The following is a 14,834-nucleotide window of genomic DNA, read 5'->3' on the forward strand; positions in this document are numbered from 1 at the left end:
ACTAATCCTTAAGCCAAAAAATCTTACCAGTAGTGGGGTCAAATTCAACCTGCTTGCCGCGTTGCTCAAAGTAGTCCCGCACACGTCGTTGAGCATAGGTTAAATCATACTCACCATCTTTATTGCGTGGACGGTCTGGGTCGAGGTCGTTTACCTTGATTTCAATACTACATGTTTGCTTGCCACAGGCATCGTGTAGGTGAATCTTGGGGGTACTGTCTGTGGTATGAGTAGACGCGTCATTTGCAAATTGGTGGTTAAGATCAACTACGTCACCTATTTTAATTATGTTCATAGAAGTCTGCTTTCTTGTGTGTTTTCTCGCCAAATTTATCTGTAAAAACTTACTAGTAGACTATTATATTTTGCAATACTTTCTTGCAACGAGGAGTACGTTATGAGCGTATCCACAAACGTATCCAGGCGAAGTTTTATCTCACTTGCTTCTGCTGGTGCCTTAACAGTACTTTCTGCCTGCTCAAAAGGCAAAAATAAGCCTTCAAACCCAACGTCTGCAGAGACGCGTGATCTTAATAAATATGCCGCTTTGGCTATCAATATGGACGCATGGAACTATGACGAGACAAATGATGTATGGTGGCAAAATAGTTTGCAATACTGTTTAACACCTGCCACCAAAACCTATGAGCGTTTGGCAATTTACGTTCCAGGTCCTTTCTTTAAGGGCGAGAAAAACGGCAAAACGTATACCTGTACCGTTAACGCAGAGGCTCAGGTAGGCAACTTCAAGGCTTCCGAAGCTCCCGTGGTAATGCCTCTTAATCCGGTTAGCTTTACAGGGCAAAGTGCGCCTACAGCCTATTCCTTTGATGGCTTAGCACCTTATATGTCGGCGGGCTTTATTTATGTATATGCAGGATTTCGAGGCCGTAACAATGGCTACGATTCGGATACCAATGCTTCATTTGTTGGTGGCGCACCTTGGGGAGTAACTGACCTTAAGGCTGCCATCCGCTTCTTACGCTACAACGCAGAAAGTTTACCTGGTGATTTAGAGAAGATCGTTCCATTTGGTGCAGGTTCATCTGGCGCTATGGCTTGTATTTTGGGTGCTACGGGTAATGCAAGCTTGTACGATGATTACCTAGAAATATTAGGCGCAGCAACATATGACGCAAGGGGTAATAATCTTTCTGACTCGGTATATGCGGTACGTGCCTGGTCACCTACCTTGGCACCACTTGGATGCGATGGTGCATATGAGTGGTACTGTGGTCAGTATGCTAAGGACGGCACTCGCTTGGAAGGAACTTGGACAGCGGCGCTGTCTGAAGACTTGTCTCGTGCATTTGCCGATAATCTCAACTCGTTGGGACTTACTAATGATGGTAATGCGCTGACCTTGGAAAATACAGCAGGTGGTGTGTTTGCAGATGGTAGCTATTATCGCTATCTGTTGGGATTGGTGGAAGATGCGGCATCTGTATTTTTGAGTACTGTTAGTTTTCCGTATACACCAGCTAATACACCGTTAGGCTTGGGTGGTTTTCCAGGAGATGGCAATCTTAAAGCAGATGAGGCAGATGTTATTGCCCGTGCTGCTGCTGGTGATGATGGCTCAAAAACAACTCCCATCACCTATGCCTCGCGCAACAATTACATCAAGGAGCTTAATGCGGACTATACCTGGATAAGATTTAATGAGCGCACTAATAAGGTAACCATTACGGATTTAGGAGCGTTTATTTCTCATATGCGTGCGGCTTCTGCAGATGTGTGCGCGTATGATGGTATAGCGCGTGCAACTACGTTTAATCAGCTGTTTGGTAATGCACAGTCCGATGCCTTGCATTTTGATGGAATGGTTTTGTCTGAGCTTACAGAAAATCAAAATATGTATGCCCAGCTTGCAAACTGGAATGACTCAATCATAGAAACCTGGAAGGCAGATCTAGAACAAACGGATGATTTAAAAAACGATACTGTGCATCGTATGCAAATGAGTGATCCTCTGTACTATCTGTCTGGTAACTACGGAGGGTTTGGTAAGGCAAAAATTGCTCCTTACTGGGAGATTCAAACAGGTCTATTCCAAAGCAATGTAAGCTTTACCTCCGAGGCAAATCTAGCTGCTGCACTTAAAGCTTATGATAGCGTAAAACAAATGACGCTTACACCAGTGTGGGGTGAAGGTCTTTCCATGAGCGAACTGGGCATAGACCCAATTGAAGGGTTCATAGCATGGGTCAATGCTGGCTTTACAAAGTAGAAAGTAGCACACAATGGTAAAACACGAAATCAAGTATTCTGAAGCTTTGGCAAACTTCCAAGCACAGCGGGATTCTCGCACTGGACTGGATTTTGTTATGTGGATGATGGCAATTATTGTGTCTTTGTCCCTTATTTTTTTGTGTGCCTGTTCTTCTGGCCCTAGCAATACAAATTCAGATGCCACCCCTCCGTCAAGTACAGAGCACGCGCAAACTTCTTCCAATGCGCAAAGTGGTCTGTATACTCCAGCTGCGGACGACATCTACGCTACAGGCATGCATCACGCCCGTATTGAAGTGGCTAATTACGGCACTATTGAACTGGAACTTAATGCAAATGCAGCACCCATTACGGTGTCAAACTTCTGTCATTTAGCCAATGATGGGTTTTATGATGGTCTAACGTTTCATCGTATTATTAAAGGCTTTATGATTCAGGGTGGAGATCCTCAGGGTAATGGTACGGGTGGCTCTTCTCAAAATATTAAAGGTGAGTTTTCCGCCAATGGTGTAGTAAATCCTATTCAGCATAAGCGCGGCGTTATTTCCATGGCACGTTCCAATGCAGTGGACTCTGCAAGTTCTCAGTTCTTTATCATGCAACAGGATACCGCGTCTTTAGATGGTCAGTATGCAGCATTTGGCCAGGTAACAAATGGTATGGATGTAGTGGATGCTCTTTGCGATAAAGTCCAAGCACAAGATGGTAATGGTACTGTTGCTTCTGCTGACCAACCTGTTATCACAAAGATTACTATTACGGACTAGTTGTAGGGTGCAATTAATCAATCCACCTTATATCAAGAACATCCTTGAGCTGCTGTACACTTTGTGTGTGGTAGCTCTTTTTTGTAATATGTTCCAGCCAGCTTGCGTTTTGCACATACCAATTAACTGTGGCGAGAAGCTCATTATATATGTCACAGCGTGCATGCCAGCCAAGCTCTTGCATTGCCCGAGAACTATTGCTTGCATAACGCAAGTCATGATTCTTTCTGTCAGTCACATGCGTGATAAGACTCCTGGAGATGGCAGGATCGTGCGTAAGCATAGCAAGCGCATCTATAAGTATTTCTGCTAACGTGAGATTGGCAAGTTCTATGCCGGAGCTCAGGTTGTATGTTTGACCCGATTTGCCGTGCATGGCTGCGGCAATAATACCTGCTACATGATCTTTTACACACATCCATTCACGGGTTTGTAAACCGCTACCGTATAGAGGAACTGATTTGTGGCTCAGAGCGCAGCTTAGTACTACGGGGATGAGTTTTTCGGGGAACTGATGAGAGCCAAAAGCATTACAACAGCGAACAATAACTGCGTCTAGGCCACAGGACAATGTATCTTGAACGATTTTCTCGGCAGCGAGCTTGCTTTGTGAATAGGGACTGGTTGGTGTGCAGGGATACTCTTCCAAAACTGGTGTTTGACCAGATGAAATAGAACCATACACTTCATCTGTGGATACATGGAGCATGCGACATGGATAGCCTGCCTGTATTTGTTCATATATGCACTCAGCAATGATTTGGGTGCCTTGTATGTTAGTGCGCATAAAGCGGGAAGCATCTACTAAGGAACGGTCCACATGACTTTCTGCTGCTAGATGAAAAACAAGCTGTGGAGTAAAGCGTGTAAAGAGCTTGTGCAAAGCAAGGGTGTCACAAATATCTACTTGTGCAAAATAGAGATGTTGACCAGCATTTTTGTCAGAAGCTATATCTAACAAGTTTTCTGGATTGCCTGCGTAGGTTAGAACATCAAGCACCACTACAGAGGCATCAGGCTGTTGAGTCAACAACGTTCGAACCAGATGGGAACCAATAAAACCGGCTCCTCCGGTTACAAAGTAGGTTGGTGTGGTGTGTTGCTCCATATGGCTTTGCATCCTGGTTCATAGCAAGATTTGTGTTATCCGCACAATACTGCAAAGTTAGTTACTTGTACAATAAAATACAGGGCAACCGTTAACGTATGACCTACAAAATGCAACTAAATGAAGGGCAAACCCATGTTGGATACTTCTTCGTCTCAAACCGAGCATGCCATTATTAGTGTTCTTGGTGGCGATAGGCCAGGTATTGTAGCTGCAGTTTCGACTGTGTTAGCTGAGCATAAAGTTAATATTCTTGATATTTCTCAGACTATTTTGCAAGGCACATTTACCATGACCATGTTGGTTGATTTAGAGAGTGCAGATAGCGATTTTGCCTGCATTCAAGATGCGTTGACCAAGCTCGAGAGTAGCCTGGGTGTTCAGATTTCTATGCAGCGTGAGGATGTATTTAAGTTCATGTATCGCCTGTAGGGAAGTGCACATTCATGAGTTTGCAAGCCAATCCGTACAGCCTTATGGTTTTCTCGGATATGGATGGAACCTTTGTATCTGACGACAAGAACGTACCAGTCCATAACCTAGATAGTCTGACGGAGTTATATCATGCAGGTGGATGTTTTGTTCCATGTACAGGCAGACCAATGTCTGGTCTGTTGCCCTTGTTGTTAGAGCATCCCAGCACACAGTACGCTATTTGCAATAATGGGGCCCAGGTGCTTGAGGTTACACATAATACTGCTGGAGTGCAGTTAAACTCTTTGCACGAAGTAAATTTGGGACATGAACGCGCACATGAGCTTATGGATGTATTTGAACAGCTGGATGTTATTGTGGACATTTTCACAAAATCTCATGCTCTAGAGGCTCAAACCGATAGTGCACATTTGCACGAGTTCATTCATGATCCTCATGTGTTGGTATTGGCAAGGCAGTTGCGTAAGAGCGTAGATGTCGCCACCTATCATGAGCTCGTAGATGCCTGTGATACTGTAGCTCGTATAAGTGTAATATTCCGAGATTCCAAAACTGCGCAGTTTGTGCGTGACTTTGTTGCGCAAGATGCTCGCCTGGCCTGCGTAAGTTCTGCAGATTGGAATATAGAAATTTCTGATGCGAGTAGTACCAAGGGAGCAGCCCTGTCTTGGCTGTGTAAGCATGTGTCTCAAGATTTGTCTTACTGTGTTGCCTTTGGCGATTCCTTTAATGATGTTTCCATGCTTGAGGTTGCTGGCAACGGAGTTGCCATGGCAAACTCTATGGATGGTGTATTTCCATACGCAAACACTCGTCTTGCTTGGACCAACAATGAAGCTGGTGTAGGTAGGTATCTCAATCAGCTGTTGACAGATTTATAAAAGACGACCGCCTTCCAATGGGAAAGTGGTCGTTTGTATGGTTCAATCTGCGTCCTCGTACGTTTTACTCTTCGTTATCTTCACTGGCTTCGTAGTCAGAAGAGCTGTCATCCTCATCGTCTTCATCCAATACCAGTGGAGCAAAGCTTGCGGTATCTCCACCAACAAGCTCATTTGTTGCATGAGCAAAGTTTTCGGAGCGATCGTCTTCAACGGCTGCGGAGAAAATATCGTCATCGTCATTGACAGTTGTTGCAACGACTGCGTCCTTCTTTGTGGCTACAGTAGGAACGTTAGTAAGTTTGCGCTTAGTCTCTGTAGGATCAAAAGGCTTGCGAGTCAGCTTATTTCCCTGTTTAACCTTGGAGAAGAGAGGAACGTACTCAAACAAAACGTTCGAGCCTTCCAAGCCATACCAACGAGCGGGAGAACCGCATAAACGACGAATGAGATACTTAAACGTAATAACACGCTGGTCAAAACCTGAAATGTCAGTTTCGGGAGAGAGCATTTTGCGCAACAGGCAAAAACGGAAGTCACCCACCTTGGAGTGCTCACGATAGATAGAGTATTTGTGCTCTTGAGGGGCCAGCTGACCAGAGTTCATGAGGTCCTCAACAATTTGATAGAGATAGGTATTAATACGCTGATTAACCCTAAAACCTAGACGAATTTGCACCTTAAAGAGGAAGTCTGTGCCAAAATTATTGACGACAAACTCACGTGTGTAAGGCTCGTCGGTCACCTGTACGTTGAGGAAGTAGTAGGCCTTTGCGCGTTTGGGACGCTTGTCTAAGATGGAGTACAAAATATCGCGATCCAACTTATCGAAGGACGAATCGTTGGTCAAAAATACCAGGTTATCTGCGGTCATAGGATAATCATCATCATGAACTAGGTCATAAATCTGATCCAGATAGCTCTTGACAGGTAGGTAAACAGACTGCGTGCGTTCTACTGCAGTGCCGCGACGCCAGACATACATAACTACAAAGAGCGAGAAACCCAGCAAGACAGTTACATAGCCGCCATGGAAAAACTTTGTCAGACTGGAGAAGAAGAACATAAGTTCAATAGCACCAAAGATGATGACAAAGATTATTGCAGAGGGCATCTGACGGAGATTTTTGCTGATGTAGGTAAACAACAAAATAGTGGTCATGAGCATAGTTACGGTAATTGCTAAGCCGTAGGCTGCTTCCATATGACTAGAGCTTTGGAACAGCAAAACTACACCAATGCAACCAGCCCACATAATGTTGTTGACCAAAGGAATATAAATCTGGCCCTTGGTCTCGGAAGGATAGTTAATCTTGAGATGGGGCATGAGATTAAGACGAATTGCCTCAGACACAATGGAATAAGAACCCGTAATAAGAGCCTGAGAAGCAATGATTGCTGCAAAGGTAGATAAGATAACGGCAAAAGCGCGTAACTCTTCCGGCAGCATTTGGAAGAAGGGGTTTAAGTCGTTGATGGAAGCCAACATGGCATCACTGCGATGAGCTAAAATCCAAGCACCTTGGCCCAAGTAATTAAGGATGAGACATACCTTTACAAAAGGCCAACTCACATAAATGTTAGGCTTACCAACATGACCCATGTCAGAATATAAGGCTTCTGCACCAGTGGTACACAAAAATACGTTACCTAAAACCATGAGACCAGCATGGTTAATGGAGCCATCAAACAAAAAGACAAGTCCGCGTATTGGGTTAAGGGCGCGCAAAATACCAAAGTCTACGGTTAGATTGAGGAAGCCCGTAATACCCAAATAGAGAAACCATATAGTCATGATGGGGCCAAAGGCCTTACCAATGGTTGAAGTTCCGGCTCGCTGCATAACAAACAAGGCACACAAAATAGCAATGGTAATGGCTACAACGATGGATTGATTGTCACCAATCAAATCATAAATAGGGTCAATAGTTCTAAGACCCTCAATGGCTGTAGTTACTGTAACAGCAGGAGTAAGAATACCGTCTGCAAGCAGTGCAGCTCCACCTAACATGGCGGGAATAATTAGCCATTTAGCGTTGCGCTTAACCAAGCTGTATAGTGCAAAAATACCACCTTCGTTGTGATTATCGGCACGCATGGCTACAAGCACATATTTAACGGTCGTAATAAGCGTGAGCGTCCAGATAATAAGAGAGAGTGCACCCAGCACGGTATTCTCGCTCATGGTAGCTAAGCCACCGTTGCCAGCCATAATGGCTTTGAGGGTGTACATGGGGCTGGTACCAATATCGCCGTATACGATGCCTAAGGTAACCAGAATCATTCCTGCCGATAAAGGAATGGAGTGTGATTTGCGCTTCTTTACAGAGGCGGTTTTACAAGCTTGCACTATTGCTCCTGTTGACAGTTCTTTTAGGTAATTTCTCATTGTAGTTCATGTCATAAGACTTTCAAACGCACTCAATGGGTAAAGTAGGGGACAAGAAAGTTTACTTGCAATCTCTTAAGGAGCACTGTATGTCCGATACTCAGGAAACCTCAGCTACAAGCTCTAAAAAATCAGATGAGTTTCGCACGGTCCCGGCAGATTTGCGCCCTGCTGTTCCCGAGGCAAAATCTGCTCAGCTCACATGGTCTGCAAATGGCAAAACTATGGACTATGTCGTAACAGCTGGTCATCTAGATGTGCGTGAGGATGCGGGTGCTCTGTTAGCCCAGATGTTCTCTATTAGTTATGTGGCACTTAAGGATGGCAAGATAGATGCTTCTCGTCCAGTAACCTTTGCTTTTAATGGTGGGCCTGGGTCTGCTTCTGTACCGGTAAATTTTGGTGGTATTGGTCCTGTTAGGGTAGAGACAAACGGCGTAAAGCATGTGGGTAATCCTGAGGTTAAAGATAATCCCTATACCTTACTTCAACAGTCCGATTTGGTATTTTTGGATGCTCCTGGTACTGGTTGGTCTACGCTTGCAGAAGGGGTAGATTCCAAGAAGATTTTTGGTATTGACGGAGATGCATCTGCCTTTGCTTGTGCTATTCAGGAATGGCTAGAGAAGAATAATCGCTGGGGTAGTCCCCTTTATTTATTTGGTGAGTCCTATGGCACCATTCGTAATTCTCAGCTGATGCGCCTTTTGGGTGAGCAAGGTGTGCATATCACTGGCGTTGTTATGCTTTCTGCCATTTTTAACTGGGTACAAACACTTCCTGGTGAAGATTTGTACTATCTAGGTATGATGCCTACTTACGCTGCTACCGCTCAGTTTTTTGACAAAGCTGGCGCTAATGTGGATGAGGATACGTGGTTTGATCGTGCCATGGACTTTACTGAGGACGTTTTGGCTCCCGCTTTACTTAAGGGAGATCGCTTAAGCGCGGAAGAAGAGCTGAAGGTGGCAGAACAACTCGCCGACTTTATTGGTTTGCCTGCTAAATTTATTGCAGCTAAGCACTTGCGCATTGATTTGGAAACCTTCCGTGCTAGGTTGCTTGAGGATGAAGGAAAGGTGGCAGGTCGTTTGGACACACGCTTTGCTTCTGATTCCTATCATCCTGCACAGACATCTAGCGAATTTTTGGCTATTGAGGATGCTGCCTTGGATGCCATGGATGCGCCTTGGAATGTAGCGCTTCGTACTTTCCTTCGCGAGAAGGTTGGCTATGTTGCACCTACGCGCTATTTGGGCAGCAATTACCTTACTATTGGTGTTAACTGGGATTGGAACCATGCTAGTGCTGGTACCGATGCTAAGGTTGGTGCACCTAACGTAAGCTTTGATATTGCAACGGCACTTCGCCGCAGTCCAACTACTAAACTTGCTATTTTGGGTGGGCGCTTTGATGCCGCTACAACATACTGGAATGTTGTACATGATATGAGCACACAGTTCCTCTCGGATGAAATCAAACAAAATATTGAATGGCATCGTTATGGTTGTGGTCATATGGCTTATGTAGATGTACCTACATTGGTTGCTATGTACGATGATCTTAAGAATTTCTACGAGACGAACGCTGAATAAGACAAGGATTCTAGCAAGATATAATCAAACACATAGCCTATCCATGCCCAAGGTGAAGAAGAATGTGGTTATGAACACACAGCCCAACCTGTGGATTGTCATTCCTTGCTATAACGAGCAAGAGGTCCTGCCACTTACAGCGCCACTTTTTTTGAAAGAGCTTACACAGCTTATTGGCACAGGTAAGATCTCTTCTGCTAGTAAAATTTGCTTTGTCAATGATGGATCTACTGATAAAACCTGGGAGATTATTACTGCTCTTGCACAGGAATATGAGCAGTATGAAGGTATTTCACTCTCCCGTAATCAAGGGCAACAACATGCACTTCTTGCTGGCTTGATGGAAGCTCGTAAGCACTGTGATGCGTGTATTTCTGCGGACTGCGATGGCCAGGATGACATTCATACTATTTCTAGGATGGTTACTGAGTATTTGGCAGGTTATGACGTAGTGTATGGTGTTCATTCCAAACGTGAGGCAGATACTGTTTTTAAACGTATGACAGCAGAGGGTTACTATAAGGTGCTTGCTGCGTTGGGTGCGGACATTGTACTTAATCATGCGGATTATCGTTTGCTGAGCGTTCGCGCACTGGATGGTCTTGCCGAGTTTAATGAAGTCAATTTGTTTTTGCGTGGACTAGTGCCATTGATTGGCTATAAGTCAACTACGGTTACTTACGAGCGATCCAAACGCATGGCAGGGGAGGGCCACTATCCGCTTGCTAAGATGCTCATGCTTGCTTTTGATGGTATTACCAGTCTATCCACCAAGCCAATTCACTTCATTGTAGTATTGGGCATGGTGTTTAGTCTGATGGGACTCATAGGTAGTATTTGGGCAATCGTAAGCATGTGTATAGACTATGCAATACCAGGGTGGGTAAGCATTATTTGTTTTATCTGTCTATTTGGTGGTTTACAACTTATGGCCCTTGGTGTTATTGGTGAGTATATTGGCAAGATTTATCTTGAGGTAAAAAGTCGTCCTCGTTTTATTATTTCTGAACGTACCTGGGATAATTTATAAATCAATACGTACTAAATCTATTGGCAGAATAGGCGGGATTGGGTATCCCGCCAGCTTATGCCTTCTTGTGATTACTGCGCCTACCACCATGATTGCTATGAGAATGTGAGTCCTTGGAGCTGGGAGTAGACCTTCTTACCAAATAGCAGTGATGGATTTTGCTGTTGCGCTCAAAATCTTCTGGAATGGTTTTCTCGGTAATATCCTCTAACTTGACGCCAAATTTGGTAAGTGCCTCGACGTCGGGTTTAAAGTTACGCAGATTACAAGAAAAGACGCAAACGCCTGTCTTACTGAGCATACGAGAAAGTGAAATAAGAAGCTCCACATGGTCACGTTGAACATCCCAACCACGTTTGCGCATACGCGATGAGTTGGAAAAAGTGGGAGGATCACAAAAGATAAGATCATAACGGTTGGTGCTGTGACGCTCACTATCAATCCATTGAAGCACGTCCGCCTGTACGAACTTGTGGGTGTCTTCGGTAAAACCATTACGACGCATATTGCGCTGTGCCCAATCTAAATAGGTGCGAGACATGTCTACGGTGGTGGTATTGCGTGCGCCCCCATCTGCGACATAGCAGGTTGCGCTGCCGGTGTAAGCAAATAGGTTACAAAAATAGCCATGCTCAGGAACTTTTTTGGCAAGCTCGCGTAGCATGTTGCGCGTATCACGATGGTCTAAGAACAAGCCTGTATCGAGGTAGTCCTCAAAATTAACCTCAAAAGTTAAGCCATTTTCATCAATAAGGCGACCATGACGACGTTGATCATCCTTTTGCTCATTTTGGGCATACTGCGAGCCACCTTTAGAGTGCTTGCGGGTTTTGACGTACACATGAGTTGGGTCAATGTTACAAATCAATGGAGTAAGCGTAAGCATGTCCAGTAGACGTTCATGTGCACGTGTGGAATCAACGGTTTTGGGAGCTGCATACTCCGCAACAACTGCCCAACGCTCAGGGGCTTGCAGTACACCACCACGATGGCGAGGAAGACCCTCATATAAATCAATGGCAGCAGCATAGTCTGGTAAATCTGCATCATACACACGATAGCAGCTTACAAACTCGCGCTTCGCCCATTTTTTGCGAAGCTTGTACATTTTGGTAAGGCGGGCAGAAAATTGGCTCGAACCCTCCATAAGCACAGCTACCTGCTTATTATCACCATAGGTGACGAGGGGTAGGTTGTGTGTATGCTGGTGTAAATCATAGCTGCGAATGGATGCCTTGTCCTGACCCAGCAAAATATCAATATGCTCTGTAGCGTCCATAGCAAGTGCATCGTCCAGTGTTTGAGTGCTGTCCACAGCGCTCAATGACACATCTTGGGGAAGCGCTGCAGCAATACCACGAGCAACACTGAGCGCGCGAGCTTCTATGGGTAGCTCTTCTGCAGAGAAGAAACTTAAGTCACAAACGCAAACAGCAGAGTTATTTAATTTGCTGGCGGTTTGTACTACGGCAGAAGTACTAACTAGCTGAGGTTCATAAAAAATGCCTGCAACACGTACAGTTTGGCGGGTAGCAGATTCCCAGCCGCGGCGATCATCTGTACCAATGAGTGTCAGTGAAGTATTTGCAGCTTTTTTTGCACGTTCATCTGCTTCTGTTAGTAGTTTTGTCCATGTGTTGGAATCGTGGCCCAACCATCCCTCAAAGCCCCATTTACTACGTAATAATCCAGGAGCGCGATCAAGGGCTTGAGCTGCGGCTTCCGCAAGAATGGTGCCTGCTCCGGTGTATACGCTAAGCAAAGTTGGGTTATCGTGACGACAAGCGCGAAACCAGCCGGCTTGCGCCAGTAGCGCAGCAGCGTAGTCTGGGCGTAGAGGTGCAATGGGTTGACGTGCAGATTTACCCATTTCATAGCCACGGCGAAAGAGAGGGTTTCCAGAAAGGTCAATACCAACCATGGCGGTTGTATTACGCAAGCGCAGTGTAATACGTAAGTCTGGATTGGTGGGATCGGTGGTAAGGCGAATTGCTTTTTTTGCCAGCATACGGTCAGAAATAGCATCCTTGGTGCGCAGAGCAATAAATTGTGTATTGCGCAACTCTTCATTCATGCCGTGAGCATTAACAGCAATAGTGGCGGTAGTAGGAATATGCTCTTCCCAAGGTAGCGTACTAATGCCTTCATAGAGTTGGTTTGTATCGGCAGCGTCTATACGTGCCAAAATAAGCGTAATGCGAGAAGCCAAACGTGACCATAAGCACACACGATATGCATTGGATAATGTGCCTCCAAAGCTCACCTGTCCCATAAGAGGACGTACTTGCTCGCAGCCTAAAGATGTGAGTTCTTGTGCCAGAAGCTGTTCAAAGCCCTTGGGACATGTTGCAATAAATTCCATCGGGACACCCTTCGCCCGTCGCCTAAATGATGGTTAAAGTGTATCCGAAGCGGAGGTAAATCTGAGTATTTACATCTGCCGCTGACAAGTACGATGCATACGGCTAACATTTATTAAATATAATACAGGTACGTAACGGCGCGCTGCGCCCTTGTTTAGCGTCTATCCCCACAGTAAGGAGACGTTCTCATGGATCAGAGCATCAAGAACACGGTGAATCAATGGTTAGATAACCTCACCGAAAAAGATTTAATCGACGAGCTCAAGACATTGATTGCTGCCGATACGGATGAGTTGTATGACGCATTTTATCGTGGTCTGGAATTTGGTACTGCTGGTCTTCGTGGCACCATTGGTGTAGGTACTAACCGCATGAATGTGCACGTAGTTGCTCAGGCAACTCAAGGTGTGGCGGATTATTTACATGCTCACTACACCAATCCTAGCGTTGCTTTGGCACGCGATTCTCGCAATAAGGGTGAAGAGTTTCAGCGCGTAGCAGCCGGCGTTTTGGCTGCTAATGGTATCCACGTATATGTGTATCCTCGCATTGAACCTGTTCCTACGCTGTCTTTTGCGGTGCGTCGTCTGGGCGCGAGTGCGGGCATTGTGCTTACTGCAAGCCACAATCCTGCAAAGTACAATGGCTACAAGGTGTATAACGAGAATGGCGGTCAAATTGCCAATGAGGCTGCGGATGAGATTAGTGCAGCCATTGCTCACACACCCATGTTTGGTGCTGTAAAATGCATGAATTTTGATGAGGCATTGCAGCAGGGGTTAATTGAATGGACACCCGAGTATGTACTCGATGATTTTATCGCTGCTATTAAAAAAGTTTCTGTCCCCGGCTTTAAGGCATCCGATGGTTACAAGGTGGTATACACTCCGCTTAACGGTACGGGCATGGAGTGTGTAAGTCGCATTCTGTCCGAGATTGGCGTGAGTGATGTAACAGTTGTACCTGAGCAATCCGAGCCCAATGGTGATTTTCCCACTTGTCCCTATCCTAACCCCGAGTTTCGTGAGGCACTTGATTTAGGTCTCAAACTTGCAGATGAGGTCAAGCCTAATTTATTGGTAGCAACTGATCCAGATGCGGACCGCATGGGCACCGCTATTCCGCATGCCGGAGAGTACAAATTGCTGTCTGGTAACGAGATGGGCGTGCTCCTCATGGACTGGCTTGCTACCATGGCTCAACAAAACGGCGAGGATGTTTGTTCCAAGGTTGCTGTGTCCACTATTGTATCCAGCTCCATGTGTGATGCTTTAGCTGCCGATAAGGGCTTTGAACTGCGTCGTGTTCTTACGGGCTTCAAGTACATTGGAGACCAGATTGATCAACTTACAGCGGCAGGGGAGTCTCATCGCTTTTTGATGGGCTTTGAGGAATCCTACGGCTACTTAGTTGGCACTCATGCACGTGATAAGGATGCCATTGTTGCAACTATGTTGTGTGTAGAGATGGCCTCTTACTATGCTGCTCAGGGTATGGATTTGTATGAGGCTATGGAAGCTTTGTATCAGAAGTATGGATACTATCTTAATGGTACCGTTAATGCTAACTTCCCTGGTGCCGCAGGTGCTGCTCATATGGCAGAAATTATGGATAGTTTGCGTGCTAATCCTCCTGCAGAGATTGGTGGTTTTAAAGTTACTGCTATAACAGATTTTGCCACCGGTCCTCAAATGCCTCGGATTTCTGGTCTGCAAAAGGAAGAGGCTCAAACCCTTCCTTCCTCTAACGTTATTGAGTTTGCGCTTGAAGGCAATAATAAGGTCATTTTCCGTCCTTCTGGCACCGAACCCAAGGTAAAGGCCTATCTGTTTTCTAAGGGCTCAACTCGTGCAGAGTCCGAAGCTGTTCATGCAGCCTTGCAGGAGGCTTCCGAAAAGCTCTTGGCATAAGGTACTTAACATAGAATAAAAAATATTCCGTTCTCAACTGAGAGCGGAATATTTTGTTTTGAGCATAAAGGTTGGTAAACAACTACAAAGTTACTAGGTGACCTACTGAGTAGAAAGCATTGCT

General features: G+C 45.3%; 11 protein-coding genes. 7 read left to right on the forward strand and 4 right to left on the reverse strand.

The genetic code is table 11. The features are described from left to right. Nucleotide 1 precedes the first annotated feature (1 nt). On the reverse strand, nt 2–295 hold the full coding sequence (locus G469_RS0104235) for an RDAC family protein (protein WP_028263988.1): 294 nt from the start codon (nt 293–295) through the stop codon (nt 2–4). 102 nt (nt 296–397) lie between these two features. Between G469_RS0104235 and G469_RS0104240 the strand changes: the two genes are divergently transcribed. Further along, nucleotides 398–2,230 (forward strand): subtype A tannase, encoded by a 1,833-nt coding sequence (locus G469_RS0104240; protein WP_028263989.1) that lies wholly within the window; start codon nt 398–400, stop codon nt 2,228–2,230. A gap of 13 nt (nt 2,231–2,243) precedes the next feature. After that, nucleotides 2,244–2,999: a peptidylprolyl isomerase gene (locus G469_RS0104245; protein ID WP_051353759.1), complete on the forward strand. Its 756-nt coding sequence runs from the start codon at nt 2,244–2,246 to the stop codon at nt 2,997–2,999. 13 nt (nt 3,000–3,012) lie between these two features. Here G469_RS0104245 and G469_RS0104250 read toward each other — a convergent pair whose 3' ends face one another. Then, nucleotides 3,013–4,107 carry a dTDP-glucose 4,6-dehydratase gene (locus G469_RS0104250; protein WP_028263991.1) on the reverse strand — a complete coding sequence of 365 codons (1,095 nt, stop codon included), beginning with the start codon at nt 4,105–4,107 and terminating at the stop codon, nt 3,013–3,015. Nucleotides 4,108–4,242: 135 nt separating this feature from the next. Here G469_RS0104250 and G469_RS0104255 point away from each other — a divergent pair, with 135 nt between their 5' ends. Both G469_RS0104255 and G469_RS0104260 read left to right on the forward strand, forming a co-directional pair. Then, on the forward strand, nt 4,243–4,539 hold the full coding sequence (locus G469_RS0104255; RefSeq protein WP_028263992.1) for an ACT domain-containing protein: 297 nt from the start codon (nt 4,243–4,245) through the stop codon (nt 4,537–4,539). Between the two features lie 14 nt (nt 4,540–4,553). Further along, nucleotides 4,554–5,423: an HAD-IIB family hydrolase gene (locus G469_RS0104260; RefSeq protein ID WP_028263993.1), complete on the forward strand. Its 870-nt coding sequence runs from the start codon at nt 4,554–4,556 to the stop codon at nt 5,421–5,423. A gap of 64 nt (nt 5,424–5,487) precedes the next feature. Here G469_RS0104260 and G469_RS0104265 read toward each other — a convergent pair whose 3' ends face one another. Beyond that, nucleotides 5,488–7,773: a KUP/HAK/KT family potassium transporter gene (locus G469_RS0104265; protein WP_028263994.1), complete on the reverse strand. Its 2,286-nt coding sequence runs from the start codon at nt 7,771–7,773 to the stop codon at nt 5,488–5,490. A 128-nt stretch (nt 7,774–7,901) separates the two neighbouring features. On the opposite strand from G469_RS0104265, the gene G469_RS0104270 reads away from it, so the two are divergent. Further along, entirely contained in the window at nt 7,902–9,407 is a 1,506-nt protein-coding gene (locus G469_RS0104270; protein ID WP_028263995.1) for a S10 family peptidase, read from the forward strand. Nucleotides 9,408–9,477: 70 nt separating this feature from the next. Beyond that, nucleotides 9,478–10,437, forward strand: a complete 960-nt coding sequence (locus G469_RS0104275) for a glycosyltransferase family 2 protein (RefSeq protein WP_028263996.1) — start codon at nt 9,478–9,480, stop codon at nt 10,435–10,437. Between the two features lie 55 nt (nt 10,438–10,492). On the opposite strand, the gene rlmKL is transcribed toward G469_RS0104275, so the two are convergent. After that, nucleotides 10,493–12,799, reverse strand: coding sequence for a bifunctional 23S rRNA (guanine(2069)-N(7))-methyltransferase RlmK/23S rRNA (guanine(2445)-N(2))-methyltransferase RlmL (rlmKL, locus tag G469_RS08350; RefSeq protein ID WP_084522302.1), 2,307 nt, complete (start codon nt 12,797–12,799; stop codon nt 10,493–10,495). Nucleotides 12,800–12,988: 189 nt separating this feature from the next. On the opposite strand from rlmKL, the gene G469_RS0104285 reads away from it, so the two are divergent. After that, a complete protein-coding gene (locus tag G469_RS0104285; RefSeq protein WP_028263997.1) occupies nt 12,989–14,710 on the forward strand; it encodes a phospho-sugar mutase in 1,722 nt (573 codons plus the stop codon). The last annotated feature ends 124 nt before the right edge of the window (nt 14,711–14,834 follow it).

It is taken from the genome of Atopobium fossor DSM 15642 (assembly GCF_000483125.1).
Taxonomy (GTDB): Bacteria; Actinomycetota; Coriobacteriia; order Coriobacteriales; family Atopobiaceae; genus Atopobium; species Atopobium fossor.

Excerpts from the sequence above, each read along its gene's own strand:
- G469_RS0104285 (WP_028263997.1), top strand. The coding sequence starts at position 12,989 with ATGGATCAGAGCATCAAGAACACGGTGAATCAATGGTTAGATAACCTC.
- G469_RS0104235 (WP_028263988.1), bottom strand. The coding sequence starts at position 295 with ATGAACATAATTAAAATAGGTGACGTAGTTGATCTTAACCACCAATTT.
- G469_RS0104245 (WP_051353759.1), top strand. The coding sequence starts at position 2,244 with ATGGTAAAACACGAAATCAAGTATTCTGAAGCTTTGGCAAACTTCCAA.
- rlmKL (WP_084522302.1), bottom strand. The coding sequence starts at position 12,799 with ATGGAATTTATTGCAACATGTCCCAAGGGCTTTGAACAGCTTCTGGCA.
- G469_RS0104240 (WP_028263989.1), top strand. The coding sequence starts at position 398 with ATGAGCGTATCCACAAACGTATCCAGGCGAAGTTTTATCTCACTTGCT.
- G469_RS0104250 (WP_028263991.1), bottom strand. The coding sequence starts at position 4,107 with ATGGAGCAACACACCACACCAACCTACTTTGTAACCGGAGGAGCCGGT.
- G469_RS0104260 (WP_028263993.1), top strand. The coding sequence starts at position 4,554 with ATGAGTTTGCAAGCCAATCCGTACAGCCTTATGGTTTTCTCGGATATG.
- G469_RS0104270 (WP_028263995.1), top strand. The coding sequence starts at position 7,902 with ATGTCCGATACTCAGGAAACCTCAGCTACAAGCTCTAAAAAATCAGAT.
- G469_RS0104275 (WP_028263996.1), top strand. The coding sequence starts at position 9,478 with ATGAACACACAGCCCAACCTGTGGATTGTCATTCCTTGCTATAACGAG.
- G469_RS0104255 (WP_028263992.1), top strand. The coding sequence starts at position 4,243 with ATGTTGGATACTTCTTCGTCTCAAACCGAGCATGCCATTATTAGTGTT.